This is a genomic window from Streptomyces sp. NPDC034103 (assembly GCF_055575395.1).
On sequence record NZ_JBVISS010000007.1, the window covers coordinates 28,198 to 46,438 of the forward strand.

Here is an 18,241-nt window from a genome sequence, read left to right on the forward strand (position 1 = left end):
GACATTTCCGCCATCGGGGAACTGACGGGTCGTCGGCTGACGTTGCGCCGAACCGGGGACCCGGGCCCTCGCTGCGCGACGCCGCCCCCGCGTACCCTTGCGCGGGTGACCACCACCGACCGCACCCCTGCCGACCTGCTGCGTTCCGCGCTCGCCGCGGACGCCGGACGCCCCCTGGTGACCTTCTACGACGACGCCACGGGCGAGCGCGTCGAACTCTCCGTGGCGACCTTCGCCAATTGGGTGGCCAAGACCGCCAACCTGCTCCAGGGCGAGCTGTCCGCGGAGCCCGGCGACCGGGTGGCGCTGCTGCTGCCCGCGCACTGGCAGACGGCGGTGTGGCTGCTGGCCTGTTCCTCGGTGGGCGTGGTCGCGGACATGGGCGGCGACCCGAAGGCCGCGGACCTCGTGGTGAGCGGACCCGACACACTGGACGCGGCACGCGCCTGCTCCGGTTCGCGGATCGCCCTCGCGCTGCGCCCGCTGGGGGGCCGCTTCCCGCAGGCCCCGGACGGCTTCGCCGACTACGCCGTCGAGGTGCCGGGACAGGGCGACCGGTTCGCCCCGTTCGCGCCGGTCGACCCCGACGAGCCCGCGCTGATCGTGGCGGGGCGGGAGTTCAGCGGGGCGGAGGTCGTCGAGCGGGCCACCGCGGAGGCCGCGGGCCTCGGGCTGACGGGCCCGGGGGCACGGCTGCTGTCGGGCCTGCCGTACGACACCTGGGAGGGGCTACGCGCCGGGTTGTACGCGCCGCTGGCCACGGGTGGGTCCGTGGTGCTGTGCCGGCACCTGGAGCGGTTGGGTGAGGAGTCGCTGGCGCAGCGGGTCGAGAGCGAGCGGGTGACCGCCACGGCTCGGTGAGGATCCGGGTGCCGCGGGGTGCCGTCCGGCCATGAGGGTCGCTCGCGCGGTTCCGTAGGGCTCCGGTGCCGCCCCTCCCCCGTTCGGCCCCTCATCGCTCCCCTTGGAGCCGGCATCCGCGCCATGGTCGTAGGAGCAGCCGCACCACACGCTCGTACGCCAGGAGGGGTGGATTCCGTCGTGACCGACACCGCAGGTACGCCCTCCCCAGGCACCCTCGGTCCGGGAGCGGGGGCGTCCGCGTCGGGGCGGGGGCTGACCCGGCGGCGGCGCAGGCGGTGGCTGCGGTACGGGGCGGTCGGGGCGGGTCTGGTCCTGGTCGCCTCCGTGGGGGCCGGGTGGGCGGTGTACGCCAAGCTCGACGGGAACATCAGGGCGGACGACGCGGCGGCCGCGGAGCTCGCCCGGTACGAGAAGGAGCGGCCCACCGCCCTCGTCAAGGACGCCCAGAACATCCTGCTGATCGGGTCGGACTCGCGGTCCGGGGACGGCAACGCGCGCTACGGGCGGGACTCGGGGACCGAGCGGTCGGACACGACCATCCTGCTGCACCTCTCCGCCGGCCGGCGCAGTGCCACCGCCGTCTCGCTGCCGCGCGACCTGATGGTGGACGTGCCGGGCTGCCGACGCCCGGACGGCAGCCGGACCGAGCCGATGTTCACGATGTTCAACCACGCCTTCCAGGCGGGCGGTTCGGCCTGCACGATCCGGACCGTGGAGAGGCTGACCGGAGTGCGCGTCGACCACCACGTGGTCATCGACTTCCACGGCTTCAAGGACATGGTCGACGCGGTCGACGGCGTCCGGATCTGCCTGGCCGAGCCCATCCGCGACCAGGCCGCCAAGCTGAGGCTGCCCGCGGGCAGGGTGACGCTCGACGGCGAGCAGGCGCTCGGCTATGTGCGGGCGCGGAAGTCGCTCGGCGACGGCAGCGACACCGACCGGATGGACCGGCAGCAGCGGTTCCTCGCGGCGCTCGTCAACAAGGTGCAGAGCAATCACGTCCTGCTCAATCCGGTGAAGCTCTATCCGGTGCTGGACGCGGCGACCTCGTCGCTGACCACCGACCCCGATCTGGCGAACCTGCGCGGTCTGTACGACCTCGCGCGCGGGCTGCGGGACATCCCCACCCGCCGGGTGCGGTTCCTGACCGTCCCCCGGGAGCCGTACGTCCACGACGCCAATCGCGACCAACTCGTGCGGGCCGAGGCGGAGACGCTGTTCGAGCGGCTGCGCAGGGACGCCCCGGTGGTGGTCAGCGGGGAAGCTGCGCGGGATTCCGCGACGAAAAGCCCCAATTCGAGCGATGTTTCGCAAGAAGAAGCGGATGCCCCCGACGAGTCGTACGACGAGGACCACGGCGAGGACTACGGCGAGGACCGCGACTACGAGGAGTACTTCGACAGTTACTACGACGACCACGGCCGTTACTACGACGGAAAGCCGGGCGCCAAGCGGCCCGACGAGCCCGTGGCGGCCGTTTCGCCCGCGCCGACATTCCGCGGGAACACCGCCGCCGAGGACACCTGCGAGTAAAGCGCTGGCCAAGCCGACGTACAGGTGTCCAAGGAAATGGGGCGGATTGACCAGTTGTAGGCACGTGGAATTTGTCACCGTCGTCGCTTGACGCTGAACTGGGCGGATAGTGTGAGCGATCCTGTGCATCCGACTGCGAGGACTTCCTCGGGTCGGGCACTGTGTGACCGAGACCCGAGCGCCTTTGAGGGGGAAGGCGCCGCGTGGCCCCGACGGAGGACTCAGACAACCGTGGACGCGCAAGGCCGTGGGCGGGCGGACGACATCGACCCCGCAGACCAGTGGGTGCTCAATCCGCGCACTGGCGAATACGAACTGCGACTGACTCCTTCCGCACCGCAGTCAGCGGTGCCGGGACCCCGCAGATCCGCACCCCGCTCCCGGAGCGCGGACGCCCCCGCCAAGGCGGCCCGTGGCCGGTCGGCGGGACCGGGGCGTACGGCGCCCGCCGAGGCGCCGGGCCGGGACGTGCCGCCACCGCGCAGACGCCGCGGCGCGCCGGCCGAGGAGCCGCCGCCGGGGCGCCGCAACCGGCGGCCGGTCAAGAAGAAGGCCAGGGCGAAGACGGCCGTGCTGTGGACCGGGGGCGTCATGGCCTTCGTCCTGGTCGGCACCGCCGGGGCCGCCTATCTGTACCTCAAGCACCTTGAGGGGAACGTCACCACCGAGGATGTCGGCAATGTGGCGGACGACGGCTTCAGCAAGGACGAGGCCTTCAACATCCTGATCATCGGCACCGACAAGCGGACCGGGTCGGGCAACGAGGGCTACGGCGACAAGGGCAGCGTCGGGCACGCCGACACCAACATCCTGCTGCACGTCTCCAAGGACCGTACGAACGCGACCGCGATGAGCATCCCCCGGGACCTGATCGTCGACGTGCCGGACTGCGAGGGCGAGGACGGGGTCATCGCCGGCACGCAGAACGTCCGCTTCAACACCAGCCTCGGGCAGGACGGCCGCAACCCCGGTTGCACCATGAAGACGGTCGAGGAGATGACGGGCATCGACGTGAACCACTTCGCGATGGCCGACTTCAACGCGGTGAAGACGCTGACGACCGCCGTGGGCGGCGTGGAGGTCTGCCTCGCCAAGGACGTCGACGACCCCGACTCGCATCTCAAGCTGTCCGCCGGCAAGCACACCATCGAGGGCGAGCAGGCGCTCGCCTTCGTACGCACCCGGCACAGCTTCGGCAACCAGGGTGACCTGGACCGCATCAAGGTGCAGCAGCAGTTCATGAGTTCGCTCATGCGCAAGATGACCGCCGGCGACACCCTCACCAGCCCGACCAAGCTCATCAAGCTGGCCAACGCCGCCACCAAGGCGCTCACCGTCGACACCGGCATCGGCAAGGCCAGCACGCTCAAGGATGTGGCGCTGGAGCTGAAGAAGGTGCCGATGAAGAACCTCACCTTCACCACCGTGCCAGTGACCGACAACCCCGCGGACGGTGTCATCAAGAAGACGGTCATCGTCGACGAGTCCCGGGGCCCGAAGGTCTTCAACATGATCAAGAACGACATCTCCTTCACCGCGGTCAAGGCCAAGGAGAAGAAGGAGAAGGCCGCGGTCGCCGCCCGTCTGAAGGGCACCAAGTCGGACGCCTCCGAGGTGCGGGTGCGCATCCTCAACGGCGGTGCCGCGGGCGGCAGTGCCCAGGAGGAGCTCACCTACCTCCAGACCGAGGAGGGCGTGACCAAGTCGGAGAACGCGGGCAACGCCGGCACGGCGCAGGCGAAGACGACCCTGGAGTACGCCCCCGACCAGGCGGACCAGGCGCGCAGGCTGGCCGCGATCATGGGGCTGTCGGGGTCGGCGCTGAAGCCGGGCGAGAGCGTCACCAACTCCCAGGGTCTGCCGACCATGACGCTGACGTTGGGCGAGGACTTCAAGGGGGCCGGGGTGAAGATGAACTCCTCCTCGGCGGAGACTCCGGACGTTCCGAAGACCACGGCGAACGAGGTCAAGTGCGCGAGCTGAGCTGAGCGCGGACGAGGTCACGTGCGCGAGCCGAGTCGAAGGCGAACGAGGTCACGTGCGCGAGCCGAGTTGAGCGCGAGTTGACCGTGTGAAGTGTGACCTGACAGGCCTGTCGTACGTCTAACAGGGCGTACGGCAGGCCTGTTCAGTGCTGCGAGGGTGGGGAGGGGACGGAAAGATGACCCAGAACAGTGTGCAGGGGGAAGCAGCGCGACGGGGCGTTCCGCAGGCCCGGGCGGGGGCCGGGGAGGGCGGCGGGGACAGACCCGGCAGACGCCGGGCACGGCCGCGCCGTAAGCATCGCGTGCTGAGGTGGTCCGCGACGACACTGGCGGTGCTGATACTCGGCACCGCCGGCGCCGGGTACCTCTACTACCAGCACCTGAACGGCAACATCGACAAGGGCGAGCGCAGCAGCGGCGACTCCAAGGCGGAGAAGAGCGCGCCCAACTCCGCCGGGCAGACCCCGCTGAACATCCTGCTGATCGGCTCCGACAGCCGTGCCTCCGACGAGAACGTGAAGCTCGGCGGGAGCAAGGACACCCGCTCCAACCCGCCGCTGGGCGATGTGCAGATGCTGATCCACCTGGCCGCGGACCGCAGGAGCGCCGCGGTGGTGAGCATCCCGCGGGACACCCGCGTCGAGATTCCCAAGTGCACGGACCCCGACACGGGTGAGACCTATCCGGCGACCAACGACATCATCAACCGGTCACTGGCGCGCGGCGGTGCCGGCTGCACCCTGGCCACCTGGCAGAACCTCACCGGGGTCTACATCGACCACTGGATGACCATCGACTTCGCGGGCGTGGTGAGCATGGCGGACGCGGTCGGCGGCGTCGAGGTCTGTGTGAACCAGAACGTCCACGACCGCCCGCTGCCCGGTGTGCCCGGCGGCTCCGGTCTGAAGATGGAGGCCGGCCGCAAGGAGATCAAGGGCAAGCAGGCGCTGCAATGGCTGCGCACCCGCCACGCCTTCTACAGCGACCTGGGCCGCGCCAAGGCGCAGCACATGTACATGAACTCCATGATCCGCACGTTGAAGAGCCAGAACGTGTTCACCGACAGCGGGCGTCTGATGGACCTCGCCGAGGCGGCCACGACCTCCCTGAAGGTCTCCGAGGAGATCGGCTCCGTGAAGAAGCTGTACAACCTGGGCAAGCAGCTCAAGTCGGTGCCGACGGACCGGATCACCATGACGACGATGCCGAGCGTCGAGGACACGGCGGACCGCAACCACCTGCTCCCGGCGCCCGGCGGCGCCGAGAAGATGTGGCAGATGCTCCGCGACGACGTGCCCTTCGACGACAACGGCAAGGACAAGAAGCAGAAGAAGACCGAGGAGAAGCTGTCCAAGGACCCGGCGGCCGCCGACGACGAGATCGGTGTCGTGGTGCAGAACGCCACCAGGTCCAGCACCCTCGCCCCGGTCTCCGGCCGTGCGCGGACGATCAGCGGGCTGCTCCTGGAGAAGGGCTTCGCCCGGGCGTCGGCGGACACCTCGGCGACGCTCGCCGAGGACCGGACCGTGGTGCGCTATCCGAGCGCGGACCTGGAGGGCGACGCCCAGCGCATCGCCAAGTCCCTCGGGATTCCGCTGAGTTCGGTGAAGAAGTCGACCGAGGTCTCCGGCGTCACCCTCCTGGTGGGCGCCGACTGGCGCGAGGGCACGACCTATCCGAAGGAGTCCGCCCCGAAGGCCGGGGACCTCCCGAAGGACGCCGACGAGATCAACGGCGCGGACAGCGGTCAGTGCATGGACGTGTACCCGCCGTACCGCTGGTGATCCTCCGGGGGTGGCCCGGGCTCCCCACAGCCAACTCCCAACTGTGCGCGGAAGGATGAGGCCTCCTCACGTCCCGGGCATCGGACAGCGCCTCGACAGCGCATTCGACAACGGTTCTCGCGTACGCTTCCGACGAGGCGGACCAGGCACACAGCCGGCCGCCGGGCTTGGGGAGGCTCGGCAGTCCGTCAGGCGCAGGGTGGGGAGGCAGGGAGTTGGCGCAGAGCGTGCGCGGAGAGGTGCCCGCGGTCGAGGACACGATGTCCCTCACACCGCGGGAACCCAAGCCGCCGGCCGCACACGGCAAAGGACGGCGCGGTAAAGGACGGCGCGGACGGCGGGTGCTGCGCTGGACGGCGATCGTGCTGGCGGTGGTCGTACTCGGCACCGCGGGCGCCGGGTACCTGTACTACCGGCACCTGAACGACAACCTCAGGAAGGACGACCTGAACCTCGGTGACGAGAAGGACAGGGCGGCCAGGACAGAGGCGAACGCCGCCGGGCAGACCCCGCTGAACATCCTGCTGATCGGCTCGGACGCCCGGAACAACGCCGAGAACCAGAAGCTCGGCGGCGCCAAGGACACGTACAACACCGCGCCGCGCGCGGACGTCCAGATGCTGCTGCACCTCTCGGCCGACCGCACCAACATGTCGGTGGTCAGCATGCCCCGCGACACCCTGGTCGACATCCCGGAGTGCACCGACCCCGACGACGACAAGGTCTACTCGGCGCTCACCTCAGCGATGACCAACGACTCGCTCGGCCGCGGCGGTCCCGGCTGCACGGTGGCGACCTGGGAGAAGCTCACCGACATCCACATCGACCACTTCATCATGGTCGACTTCGCGGGCGTGGTGTCGATGGCGGACGCGATCGGCGGGGTACCGGTCTGCGTGGACGCCAACATCCGCTCCCACACCTCCAACGGCCACGGCTCCGGCCTGAAGCTGGAGAAGGGCACCACACCCATCAAGGGCGAGCAGGCCCTCCAGTGGCTGCGCACCCGGTACGGCTTCGAGGACAACACGGACATCGCGCGGGCCAAGGCCCAGCACCAGTACATGAACTCGATGGTCCGCCAACTGCGCGAGAACGCCACCCTGAGCAGCCCGAACAAACTGCGCAAGCTCGCCGAGACGGCCACCGAGGCGCTGACGGTGGACGAGGGGCTGGGCAGTGTCACCAAGCTGTACGACCTGAGCGACGAGCTGCGCAAGGTCCCCACCGAGCGCATCACCATGACGACGATGCCGTGGCAGTACGCCTCGGACGGCAACCGGGTGGTGCCCAAGCCGGAGGAGGCCAAGAAGGTCTTCCGGCTGGTCCGTGAGGACATCGCGCTCGACGGCAAGGACAAGAAGAAGGACGAGACCTCCGACGACCCGGCCGCCGCCGACGGGGAGATCGCCGTACAGGTCCAGAACGGCACCCGCACCAGCACGCGGGCGGCGGTGCCGGGACGAGCGAGCGACGTGACCGAGCTCCTCGTCGGCAAGGGTTTCGGCGCGGCCACGTCGGACTCCTCGGTGGCCCCCAGCCAGGCCACCACGGTCGTCCGCTACCCGAGCGCCGACCTGGAGGGCGACGCCCAGCGCATCGCCAAGGCCCTTGGTGTGCCGATGAGTTCGGTGAAGAAGTCGACGGACGTCTCCGGGGTCACCCTGGTCGTCGGCGCGGACTGGCGCTCGGGGACGACGTACAAGGCGGCGAAGAAGGACGACTCACTGCCCGAGTCGGAGGACACCTTCAACGGCGCGGACACCAAGGCCTGCATGCACGTCAATCCCGACTACACCTGGTAGAGCCCTCCCTCTTCCACGACGGCCCCCGCAACCGCGTCGCCCCCCGTGCATGCCCCGGGCCCCGACCGGACGGCGGGGGCCTTCGGCGTATATGAAATGATCACATCCGTTCCACCAGCGATCTGACAGGGACTCAAGCATGCTCAACAGCAAGCGTCTTGGTGCCGTAGCGGCCGTCGTCGGTCTCACCGCCGCCGGCACGATCGCCGCCACCGGCACCGCCTCGGCGGCCTCCTACACCGGTGCCTGCGGTTCCGGCTACAGCGTGATCGACTCCATGGACGTCGGCGACGGCACCGCCTTCCTCACCTACAGCGGCGCCACCGGGAAGAACTGCGTCGTCACCGTCAGCGACACGCAGGGGACGCCCATGGTCCTCGGCGCCAACCTGCGGCTGCACCGCACCGACACCGTGTGGAAGTACAACGAGGAGGACTCCGGCACCTTCAAGTACTACGCGGGCCCGGTCTACGCCTCCGCCGCGGGCAAGTGCATCGACTGGGGCGGCCGCGCGGCCTCCAACTACACGCGCATCGACTACGGCGTCCACTGCGGCTGAGCCCCACCGGCCGCCAGCCATGGCGAAGGCCCCTTCCCCGGTGTCCGGGAAAGGGGCCTTCGGTCGTCCTCCGCCACTACGCCTCCGTCAGCACCGCCGGCCGTCGCGAGGCGATGACCTTGCGGGCCAGGGACCTCGGGCTGGTGAGGAAACCCCAGCCCCAGGACATGTGCATGGTGGCGAGGGCCACGGGGATCTGGAGCCGCGCCTTCGGCGGCAGGCCCTTGCCGGCCGGGAGGGAGCCGAGGACGATCGCCGCGAGGTAACCGCCGGGGATCACGAAACCGAGCGGGGTCAGGGTCGCGCCCACCACCAGGCCCGCCGCGATCGCGCACACCGCGACCGGCGGGGCGAGGTAGCGCAGGTTGATGGAACCGGCGTGGTAGCGGGCGACGACGTGCCGCCAGCGGCCGTAGTCCTTGTACTGCTTGGCCAGCGCCCGCACCGACGGCCGCGGGCGGTAGGACACCTTCAGCTCCGGCGAGAACCAGATCAGCCCGCCGGCCTCCCTGATCCGGAAGTTCAGCTCCCAGTCCTGGGCGCGGATGAACTCCTCGTTGTAGCCGCCCTGTTGCTCCAGGGCCTGCCGACGGAAGACACCCAGGTAGACCGTCTCGGCGGGGGCGGCCGCGCCACCTGTGTGGAAGGCCGCGTTGCCGACGCCGATCTTCGAGGTCATCGCGGCGGCGACCGCCTGCTCCCAGGCGTTCTCGCCCTCGGCGTGCATGATGCCGCCGACGTTCTGCGCACCGGTCTCCTCGAGGAGCCGTACGGCGGTGGCGATGTAGTTCGGCGAGAGCATGCCGTGGCCGTCGACCCGGACGACGATCGGATGGCGGGAGGCCTTGATCGCGGCGTTCAGGGCGGCGGGCGTGCGGCCGGTCGGATTGGGGACGGTGTGGACGCGCGGGTCCTCCCGGACGAGCTCGGCGGCGATCTCGTCCGTACGGTCCGTGGACGGACCGAGGGCGATCACGACCTCCATCTCGCCGGCGTACTCCTGCGCGAGGATCGCTTGGACGGCTCCGCGCAGATGCCGCTCCTCGTTGAGGACCGGCATGATCACAGACACGGCGGGGAGCTGCACGTCGGGCTTGGCGTTCATAGGGGGCTCACGTTACCGCGAACGGGGGACACCGATGCGCCCCGCCCGGGGCGGTGCCGGTGGTCGCAGATCGTATGGGCCTACGGTGCTGAAGATCCCACGTACGGCCCCAGCGGAGGTGCCCCCCATGTCCACGCCGCCCCGCCGCTCCCCCGCCGCCACCCGGTCGAGGCGCCCGCCCGTACGACGGCGGAAACCGCGTTGGGCCGCCCGGGCGATCACCACCCTCTCCGTGGTGATCCTCGCCTCGGCGGGGATCGGACACGGGCTGCTGTCCAGCCTGGACGATGACATCACGCGCGTGGACCCCTTCAAGGACATGAAGAACCGGCCCCGCGCCGGCCACGGCATGAACGTCCTGCTCGTCGGCACCGACGGCCGGGACAAGATCACCGAGGCAGAGCGGCAGAAGTACCGGCTCGGCGGCGCCCCCTGCCACTGCACCGACACGATCATGATCGTGCACATCTCGGAGGACCGGGAGCGGGCCAGCGTGGTGAGCCTGCCGCGCGACTCGTACGCCATGACGCCCGCCCACACCGACCAGACCACCGGCGAGGAGCACCACGGCCACCCCATCAAGATCAACGCGGCGTACGCCGAGGGCGGCCCGAACCTCACCGTGCGCACCGTCGAGAACATGACCCACGTGAAGATCGACCACTATCTGGAGGTCGACTTCACCAGCTTCATGAAGACCGTCGACGTCGTCGGCGGCGTGAAGATCTGCACCGCGGAGCCGCTCAAGGACTCCTACACCGGCCTGGACCTCCCCGCCGGCACCCACACCCTCATGGGCGGCGAGGCCCTCCAGTACGTCCGCTCCCGGCACATCGACGGCGCCGCCGACCTCGGCCGGATGAAGCGCCAGCAGCGGTTCATGGCCGCGCTGATCGACCGGGCCACCTCCTCCGGGATCCTGCTCAACCCGATGAAGTTCCGGGACATCACCCGCGCCGTACTGGGCTCGGTCCGCGCCGACAAGGGCTTCGGCACCGACGAGCTGCTGGACCTGGGCCGGGCGATGCGCAACTTCTCCCCCTCCTCCTCGGAGTTCACGACAGTCCCCATCGGGCAGATGGGCTACGCCGTTCAGGGCGTCGGCTCCACCCTGAAATGGGACCCGAAGAAGTCCGGCCGCCTCTTCGAGGCCCTGCGCGACGACCGGCCGCTGGCCGCGCACAGGCCGAAGAGCAAGGCCGTACGCGTGGCGGTCGCCCCGCAGCAGATCCGGGTCCAGGTCGAGAACGGCACCGCCACCGGCGGCCTCGGCCGACGCGTGGACGCGGAACTGGCCGCGACCGGCTTCCGCACCACCCACCAGCCCCTGAACGCGGCCGACCGCACTCTCAAGCGCACGGTCGTCGTCCACGACCCCCGCTGGGACCGCTCCGCCAAGTCCCTCGCCGCCGCCCTCCCGGGCAGCGAACTGCGCCCGGTGAAGGGGCAGGGGCCGGTGCTGAAGGTGATCGCCGGCGCGGACTTCGAGAAGGTGCGCAAGGTACGGGCGGACGATCCGTACCAGGGGGAGTTCGGGGTGGTGACGGGGGACGAGGTGGGGTGCCTGTAGGCACGCACGAACCTCCCACCCCTTCCTGCCGAAATGCCCTGGTCCGCGCCGGTGCGTCGGTTACGTCGCGGATTGTTGCCGTCCGCCCGATGGCGCCCGGCGCCCGGCAGGCGTAGGACGGAAGGGCGACGGGGCCCGCCCCGGGCTCCCTCACCCCCAGGAGAAGCCATGACCCAGCCCGGAATGACCGCGATGAGCAAGGCGATGCAGGACTGCGTCGAGGCGTGCATGTCCTGCCACAGCGTGTGCGAGGAGACCATGAGCTCCTGCCTGCAGATGGGCGGCCAGGCGCAGATGCAGATCATGCGCGCGCTGATGGACTGCTCCGAGATGACCCGGATGTGCGCGGACATGATGATGCGCCGCTCGCCGATGTCGGCCGAGATGTGCGCGATGTGCGCCAGGGCGTGCGAGATGTGCGCGGAGGCGTGTATGGCCATGCCGGACGACGAGCAGATGATGCGCTGCGCCGAGGCGTGTCGTCGCTGCGCGGAGATGTGCCGGACGATGGCGGGCGCCACCATGTGACACCGGGCCCAGGCCATGGGCCCAGGCCGATTCGGGGGCACCCCACGGGGCGCCCCCGAGCCGTGGTGCGGCAGGCCGCCCCCATGCCTGGTGGTGCGCTCGGCACCGCCAGGCCTTCGCTCCCGGACCCGGTTCAGTTGCCCGAGACGGTGACCTTCTCGTCGTTCTTGAGCTCCTCGACCAGCTTCTTCACCTTGGTCTTGTCCCAGACCAGGTTCCCGCCCGAGGTGCCCGCGATCGGCATGTTCATGGACTTGCCGTCGCCGCTGTTGACGCTCTTCATGGCCCAGAACATCTCGGCGAGGTCGAACAGGCCCATGTCCTTGTCGACGATGAGGGAGTCGAGGCCGGCGCCCATGGTCGGGTAGAGCTTGAAGGGGTTCAGGATCGTGCCCGGGGTGGCGACCTGGTTGGCGAGGGCGGCGAGGAACTTCTGCTGGTTCTTCGTGCGGTCCAGGTCGGAGGCCTTGAGGGCGTACCGGGTACGGACGAAGGCCAGGGCCTCCTCGCCGTTCAGGGTCTGCTTGCCCGCCTCGAAGTCGGCGCCGGACTTGGTGTCCTTCATGCCGCCCTTCGGGATGGTGATCTCGACGCCGCCGACCGCGTCCACGATGTTCGCGAAGCCCGCGAAGCCGATCTCGACGTAGTGGTCGATGCGCAGACCGGTGTTGAACTCGACCGTGCGGACCAGCAGCTCGGGACCGTCCTCGGCGTACGCCGCGTTGAGCTTGGTGTGCCGCCCCGTGCCCTTGTACGTCTTGCCGGACTCGGAGCCGACGAACGACGGGATCTCCACGTCCGAGTCACGCGGCAGGGAGATCAGCGTGTCGCCGTTGCCGCCGGTGTGCAGGATCATCATCGAGTCGGTGCGCTTGCCCTCGGCGGACCCGGTGTGCAGCTTCTTCTTCTCCTCGGCGGACATGCCGGCGCGGCTGTCGGAACCGACGATCAGGTAGTTCGTGCCCTCGCCCCCCTCGGGCCGGTCGATGACCTTGGAGAGGTCGACCTCGCGGTTGAGCTTGGAGTCGGCCCAGAAGTACGTGCCGATCGTCGTCACCACCACGACGGTCACGACGGTGATCGCCGTCCACTTGATACGGCGACGCCAGTTCGGCGCGGAGCCCGGCTCACGCGTACGGCCCGGACCGCCGGGTCCACCGCCGCCGTAGACCTGGCCGGTGTTGTAGCCGCTGTCGTAGCCGCCCGCGGGCTCCTCGCTGTAGCCGCCGTTGACGTACGACGGCTGCTGCGGCACCCCGCCCGCGTGCGGCGGCGCGGACTGACCGGGGCCGCCCCCGTACGCGCCCGAGGCGGACCGGCGGACCTGGCGCATCGCGCGCGCGCCTTCCGGCTGTGCGCTCGCGCTGCCGCGTCCGTACCGGTTGCCGCGGTTCTCGTCGGACCTTGCCTCGGGCCAATCACTCATGGGGCCCAGTGTGCAGGGAACGGCTGTGCCCTTTACAAGGGTCGTAGGAAAATCAGGGCACTGCTGTTGCGAACCCAACACAAAAGTCGCTGATCTGACCTCGGCATAAGGTGGAGGCCATGACAGACCAGGCCTCCTCCACGGACTCCGACCTCCCCGGCAAGCCCACGTCGGCGTCCCGCACCACGCTCAGCCACATCATGACCCACAACGACACCAACCTGTTGGGAACGGTGCACGGCGGCGTGATCATGAAGCTGGTCGACGACGCGGCGGGCGCGGTCGCCGGGCGCCACTCCGGCGGGCCCGCCGTCACCGCGTCCATGGACGAGATGGTCTTCCTGGAGCCGGTCCGCGTCGGTGACCTCGTCCATGTGAAGGCCCAGGTCAACTGGACCGGGCGGACCTCGATGGAGGTCGGGGTCCGGGTGCTCGCCGAGCGCTGGAACGAGTCCGACCCGGCCACCCAGGTCGGCTCCGCCTACCTCGTCTTCGCCGCGGTCGACGCCGACGGCAAGCCCCGCATGGTGCCGCCGGTCCTGCCGGAGACCGAGCGCGACAAGCGCCGCTACCAGGAGGCCCAGATCCGCCGCACGCACCGGCTGGCCCGGCGCCGCGCGATCATGGAGCTGCGGGAGAAGCGGGCGGCGGAGGGGTTCGAGGACTGAGAGGACCGACAGACGTCACAAGGGCGCCCGCGGAGCTCCGCGGGCGCCCTTGTGACGTGGGCCGTTACGGCAGGTTGCGCGCCATGACGATGCGCTGGACCTGGTTCGTGCCCTCATAGATCTGCGTGATCTTGGCGTCGCGCATCATGCGCTCCACCGGGTAGTCCCGCGTGTACCCGTACCCGCCCAGCAGCTGGACCGCGTCCGTGGTGACCTCCATCGCCACGTCCGAGGCGAAGCACTTGGCGGCGGCGCCCTGGAAGGTGAGGTCGGAGTCGCCGCGCTCGGAGGCGGCCGCGGCCTGGTAGGTCAGGGCGCGGGCGGCGGCGATCTTCATGGCCATGTCGGCGAGCATGAACTGGATGCCCTGGAAGTCGGCGATCGCCTTGCCGAACTGCTTGCGCTCCTGGACATAGCCCTTGGCGTAGTCGAGGGCGCCCTGGGCGACGCCGAGGGCCTGGGCGGCGATGGTGATGCGGGTGTGGTCCAGGGTCTTCATCGCCGTGGCGAAGCCCGTGCCCTCCTCGCCGATCATGCGGTCGGCGGGGATGCGGACGTTGTCGAGGTAGACCTCGCGGGTCGGGGAGCCCTTGATGCCGAGCTTCTTCTCGGGGGCGCCGAAGGAGACGCCCTCGTCGGACTTCTCCACGACGAAGGCGGAGATGCCCTTCGAGCGCTTGGAGGGGTCCGTCACGGCCATCACCGTGTAGTACTCGGACTCGCCCGCGTTGGTGATCCAGCGCTTCACGCCGTTGAGGATCCAGTGGTCGCCGTCGCGGACCGCCTTGGTCTTCATGCCGGCCGCGTCGGAGCCCGCGTCGGGCTCGGAGAGGCAGTAGGAGAACATGCCCTCGCCCTTGGCGAGCGGGGTCATGTACCGCTTCTTCAGCTCCTCGGAGCCGGAGAGGATCACCGGCAGCGAGCCGAGCTTGTTGACCGCGGGGATCAGGGAGGAGGAGACGCAGACGCGCGCGACCTCCTCGATCACGATCACCGTGGCGAGGGCGTCCGCGCCCGCGCCGCCGTACTCCTCGGGTACGTGCACGGCGTGCAGGTCGTTCGCGACCAGCGCCTCGAGGGCCTCGCGCGGGAAGCGGGCCTCCTCGTCCACCGCGGCGGCGTGCGGCGCGATCTTCGCCTCGGCCAGCGAGCGGATGGCGTCACGGAGCATGTCGTGCTCCTCGGACGGGCGGTACAGGTCGAAGTCAGCCGATCCGGCCAAGGTGTCTCACGCTCCAAATGCGCTGCGGTTCCGACGCTAATTACCGTTAAGTAACTCAAATTTTAGGGGCCCGCTCACGGGAGTGATACGTGAGCTTGGCGACAGGGGAAGAGTTGCCCGGGAAAACCCGCCCGCACGCCCCGACTATGCTCGGTCAGCGCATCGAACGACGCAGACCCCCTGGAGCATCCATGGCCCTCAAGATCACCGTGATCGGCACCGGCTATCTCGGCGCGACCCACGCCGCGGCCATGGCCGAGCTCGGTTTCGAGGTGCTGGGTCTGGACGTCGTACCCGAGAAGATCGCCATGCTCCAGCGGGGCGAGGTCCCGATGTACGAGCCCGGCCTGGAGGAGTTGCTGCGCAAGCATGTCGCCGGGATCGAGGGGTCGACCGGGCGGCTGCGGTTCACGATGGACTTCGCCGAGGTGGGGGCGTTCGGGGATGTTCACTTCGTCTGTGTGAACACCCCGCAGCGGCACGGCGAGTACGCCTGTGACATGTCGTACGTCGACGCCGCCTTCGCCTCGCTGGCGCCGCACCTGACCGGGCCCGCCCTGGTCGTCGGCAAGTCCACCGTCCCGGTCGGCTCCGCGGACCGGCTCGCGGCCTACCTCGCCGAGCACGCGCCCGCGGGTGCGGACGCCGAGCTGGCCTGGAACCCGGAGTTCCTGCGCGAGGGCTTCGCGGTCGACGACACCCTGCACCCGGACCGGATCGTGGTCGGGGTCCGCAGCGAGCGGGCGGAGAAGCTGCTGCGGGAGGTGTACGCGACGCCGACCGGCGAGGGCACGCCGTTCGTGGTGACCGACTTCCCGACCGCCGAGCTGGTGAAGACCTCGGCGAACTCCTTCCTGGCCACGAAGATCTCCTTCATCAACGCGATGGCGGAGGTGTGCGAGGCCGCCGACGGCGATGTCGCGAAGCTCGCGGAGGCCATCGGGTACGACGACCGGATCGGGAAGAAGTTCCTGCGGGCCGGGATCGGCTTCGGTGGCGGCTGTCTGCCGAAGGACATCCGGGCCTTCATGGCGCGCGCCGGTGAGCTGGGCGCGGACCAGGCGCTGACGTTCCTGCGCGAGATCGACTCCATCAACATGCGCCAGCGCGGTCAGATGGTGGAGCTGGCCCGCCAGGCGCTGGGCGGCGGCTCCTTCCTCGGCAAGCGGGTCGCGGTGCTCGGCGCCACCTTCAAGCCGGACTCCGACGACGTGCGGGACTCCCCCGCACTGAACGTCTCCGGGCAGATCCACCTCCAGGGCGGCCAGGTCACCGTCTACGACCCCAAGGGCATGGACAACGCCCGCCGCCTCTTCCCGACGCTCGGCTACGCCGACTCGGCCGTGGAGGCGGTGCGCGGCGCCGACGTCGTCCTGCATCTCACGGAGTGGCGGGAGTTCCGCGAGCTGGACCCGGAGGCGCTGGGTTCGGTCGCGGCGACCCGGCTGATCCTGGACGGGCGCAACGCCCTGGATCCGGAGCTGTGGCGCAAGGCGGGCTGGACGTATCGCGCGATGGGCCGGCCGAGGGCCTAGCGGGGCGACGACGGCACGGCCGCGGTCCAGGTCGGCGCCGGCGTGGCCGCCGCTGGGAGGTGACGTCGGTTCGGCCGAGGCTCAGTCGGCCGAACCGGCGTCTTTCCGCATTCTGCCCCACTTCCCCCCGCGGGAAGGTGTGACCTCGCAAGTCGCGGGAGAGTGCCGGGCGCGGCTACTTGGCCCGGTAGCGGCGCATCTTCGCGCGCGCCCCGCAGACCTGCATGGAGCACCAGCGTCCCCGGCCCGCGGGGCTGCGGTCGTAGTAGGCCCAGTGGCAGTCGTCGGCCTCGCAGGCCTTCAGGCGCAGCCAGGTGCCCGCGACCAGCGCCTCGGCGACGGCCGCGGCGACCCGGGAGAGCAGCGGGCGCCCGTCGGGGGCGGTGAGCGCGGCGGAGCCGTCGCCCTCGTCGACCGTGACGACCAGCGGGGCCGCCGCGAGCAGCTCGCCCAGCGGGGTCACCGTGCGGCGGTGCGGGGGGTGGCCGGCGTGCGCGAGCAGGGTGGCCCGGAGTGATTCGCGCAGCTCACGGGCGGCTTCGAGGTCGTCGTCCGGGACGCCGAGGCGGGCCCTGCCCTCGGCCGTGTCCAGCGCGTCGGCGCCCGACTCGATGTCGAGGGTGTTGACCAGGGACTCCACCAGAGCCAGGCCCCCCGGCGCGGCCGATCTCTCACTCATGCTTGCGACGTTACCCCTGATGCGGCAGCATGCAGTAACCGTTACCGGTTACCCGCCTATACAGGTAACCGACCGCATGCTTCGAGGAGGAAGTCATGGCTCTCGCCAAGCTGGGCGTGGTCGTCCTGGACTGTCCGGACCCGCGCGCCCTGGCCGGTTTCTACGCCGAGGTACTGGGCGGCACCGTGGAGGGGGACGGTGAGTGGGCCGACCTGAAGGTGCCCGGCGGCCAGTCGCTCGCCTTCCAGGCGGCACCCGGGTACACCCCGCCGCGTTGGCCCTCGCCCGACCACTCCCAGCAGTTCCACCTGGACCTGACGGTCGAGGACCTGGACGCCACCGAGAAGGAGGTGCTGGCGCTCGGCGCGACGACCCTGGACGCCGCCGACCGCTCCCGCACCTGGCGTGTGTACGCGGACCCCGCTGGGCACCCGTTCTGCCTGTGCGCCTGCTGAACCCCGGGGAACACCGAAGCCCCGGGCCACCGACCGAGGAGGGTCCGCAGTGACCGTGGCACGCTTCCGTTCCGTCGTGATCGACTGTCCCGAACCGCTGCTGCTCGCCCAGTTCTACGCGGCGATCGTCGGCGGCACGCCCCGCGTGGAGGAGGAGGACTGGGTGGTCCTGGAGGCGCCCGGAGTGCCACGGCTCGCCTTCCAGGCGGCACCGGGGTACGTCCCGCCGCAGTGGCCGTCCCCGGAGCACTCGCAGCAGTTCCACCTCGACCTCGACGCCGGGTCCACCTGGGACGAGGTCGACGCGGCCGAGCGGCGGGTGCTCGAACTCGGGGCGCTGCCCCTGCTCGTGGCGGACAAGGAGGACTTCCGGGTGTACGCCGATCCGGCGGGGCATCCGTTCTGCCTGTGCCGGATCGAGCACCCGTAGGGCCGCGGCCTCTTCCGGCTCTGCCGGATCGAGCACCCGTAGGGCAGCGTTCCTTCTCCCGTCTCTGCCGGATCGAGCACCCGTAGGTTCGCG

The 18,241-nt window shown here is 70.1% G+C and carries 16 protein-coding genes; 12 read left to right on the forward strand and 4 right to left on the reverse strand.

The genetic code is table 11. The features are described from left to right. The first annotated feature begins 105 nt into the window (after positions 1-105). The 6 genes from ACZ56U_RS16460 to ACZ56U_RS16485 all read left to right on the forward strand — a co-directional run bounded on the left by ACZ56U_RS16460 (position 106) and on the right by ACZ56U_RS16485 (position 8,530). The gene (locus ACZ56U_RS16460) at positions 106-861 is read left to right on the forward strand and encodes a TIGR03089 family protein (RefSeq protein ID WP_469084699.1); all 756 of its coding nucleotides are present in this window, start codon (positions 106-108) and stop codon (positions 859-861) included. A 180-nt stretch (positions 862-1,041) separates the two neighbouring features. Next, positions 1,042-2,397: an LCP family protein gene (locus tag ACZ56U_RS16465; protein ID WP_469084700.1), complete on the forward strand. Its 1,356-nt coding sequence runs from the start codon at positions 1,042-1,044 to the stop codon at positions 2,395-2,397. A 231-nt stretch (positions 2,398-2,628) separates the two neighbouring features. Continuing rightward, positions 2,629-4,380, forward strand: a complete 1,752-nt coding sequence (locus ACZ56U_RS16470) for an LCP family protein (protein ID WP_469084701.1) — start codon at positions 2,629-2,631, stop codon at positions 4,378-4,380. Positions 4,381-4,558: 178 nt separating this feature from the next. Continuing rightward, positions 4,559-6,166 (forward strand): LCP family protein, encoded by a 1,608-nt coding sequence (locus tag ACZ56U_RS16475; RefSeq protein ID WP_469084702.1) that lies wholly within the window; start codon positions 4,559-4,561, stop codon positions 6,164-6,166. 260 nt (positions 6,167-6,426) lie between these two features. Continuing rightward, complete coding sequence (locus ACZ56U_RS16480) at positions 6,427-7,971, forward strand: LCP family protein (protein WP_469085046.1); 1,545 nt, start codon at positions 6,427-6,429, stop codon at positions 7,969-7,971. Positions 7,972-8,110: 139 nt separating this feature from the next. Continuing rightward, complete coding sequence (locus tag ACZ56U_RS16485; RefSeq protein ID WP_469084703.1) at positions 8,111-8,530, forward strand: spore-associated protein A; 420 nt, start codon at positions 8,111-8,113, stop codon at positions 8,528-8,530. A gap of 76 nt (positions 8,531-8,606) precedes the next feature. Here ACZ56U_RS16485 and ACZ56U_RS16490 read toward each other — a convergent pair whose 3' ends face one another. Beyond that, the gene (locus ACZ56U_RS16490) at positions 8,607-9,635 is read right to left on the reverse strand and encodes a glycosyltransferase family 2 protein (protein ID WP_469084704.1); all 1,029 of its coding nucleotides are present in this window, start codon (positions 9,633-9,635) and stop codon (positions 8,607-8,609) included. Between the two features lie 127 nt (positions 9,636-9,762). Between ACZ56U_RS16490 and ACZ56U_RS16495 the strand changes: the two genes are divergently transcribed. Together ACZ56U_RS16495 and ACZ56U_RS16500 are read left to right on the forward strand one after the other, a co-directional pair. Continuing rightward, on the forward strand, positions 9,763-11,205 hold the full coding sequence (locus tag ACZ56U_RS16495; protein WP_469084705.1) for an LCP family protein: 1,443 nt from the start codon (positions 9,763-9,765) through the stop codon (positions 11,203-11,205). A 168-nt stretch (positions 11,206-11,373) separates the two neighbouring features. Next, a complete protein-coding gene (locus tag ACZ56U_RS16500; RefSeq protein ID WP_469084706.1) occupies positions 11,374-11,733 on the forward strand; it encodes a four-helix bundle copper-binding protein in 360 nt (119 codons plus the stop codon). A 133-nt stretch (positions 11,734-11,866) separates the two neighbouring features. On the opposite strand, the gene ACZ56U_RS16505 is transcribed toward ACZ56U_RS16500, so the two are convergent. Further along, positions 11,867-13,159 carry an LCP family protein gene (locus ACZ56U_RS16505; RefSeq protein WP_469084707.1) on the reverse strand — a complete coding sequence of 431 codons (1,293 nt, stop codon included), beginning with the start codon at positions 13,157-13,159 and terminating at the stop codon, positions 11,867-11,869. A 119-nt stretch (positions 13,160-13,278) separates the two neighbouring features. Between ACZ56U_RS16505 and ACZ56U_RS16510 the strand changes: the two genes are divergently transcribed. Then, the gene (locus tag ACZ56U_RS16510) at positions 13,279-13,827 is read left to right on the forward strand and encodes an acyl-CoA thioesterase (RefSeq protein WP_469084708.1); all 549 of its coding nucleotides are present in this window, start codon (positions 13,279-13,281) and stop codon (positions 13,825-13,827) included. Positions 13,828-13,891: 64 nt separating this feature from the next. Here ACZ56U_RS16510 and ACZ56U_RS16515 read toward each other — a convergent pair whose 3' ends face one another. Next, on the reverse strand, positions 13,892-15,049 hold the full coding sequence (locus tag ACZ56U_RS16515) for an acyl-CoA dehydrogenase (protein WP_469084709.1): 1,158 nt from the start codon (positions 15,047-15,049) through the stop codon (positions 13,892-13,894). A gap of 191 nt (positions 15,050-15,240) precedes the next feature. Between ACZ56U_RS16515 and ACZ56U_RS16520 the strand changes: the two genes are divergently transcribed. Next, on the forward strand, positions 15,241-16,584 hold the full coding sequence (locus ACZ56U_RS16520) for a UDP-glucose dehydrogenase family protein (protein ID WP_469084710.1): 1,344 nt from the start codon (positions 15,241-15,243) through the stop codon (positions 16,582-16,584). Positions 16,585-16,759: 175 nt separating this feature from the next. Here ACZ56U_RS16520 and ACZ56U_RS16525 read toward each other — a convergent pair whose 3' ends face one another. Further along, positions 16,760-17,263 (reverse strand): CGNR zinc finger domain-containing protein, encoded by a 504-nt coding sequence (locus ACZ56U_RS16525; RefSeq protein WP_469084711.1) that lies wholly within the window; start codon positions 17,261-17,263, stop codon positions 16,760-16,762. Between the two features lie 95 nt (positions 17,264-17,358). Between ACZ56U_RS16525 and ACZ56U_RS16530 the strand changes: the two genes are divergently transcribed. Together ACZ56U_RS16530 and ACZ56U_RS16535 are read left to right on the forward strand one after the other, a co-directional pair. Then, on the forward strand, positions 17,359-17,718 hold the full coding sequence (locus ACZ56U_RS16530; protein ID WP_469084712.1) for a VOC family protein: 360 nt from the start codon (positions 17,359-17,361) through the stop codon (positions 17,716-17,718). A 49-nt stretch (positions 17,719-17,767) separates the two neighbouring features. Then, positions 17,768-18,148, forward strand: a complete 381-nt coding sequence (locus tag ACZ56U_RS16535) for a VOC family protein (RefSeq protein WP_391231607.1) — start codon at positions 17,768-17,770, stop codon at positions 18,146-18,148. The last annotated feature ends 93 nt before the right edge of the window (positions 18,149-18,241 follow it).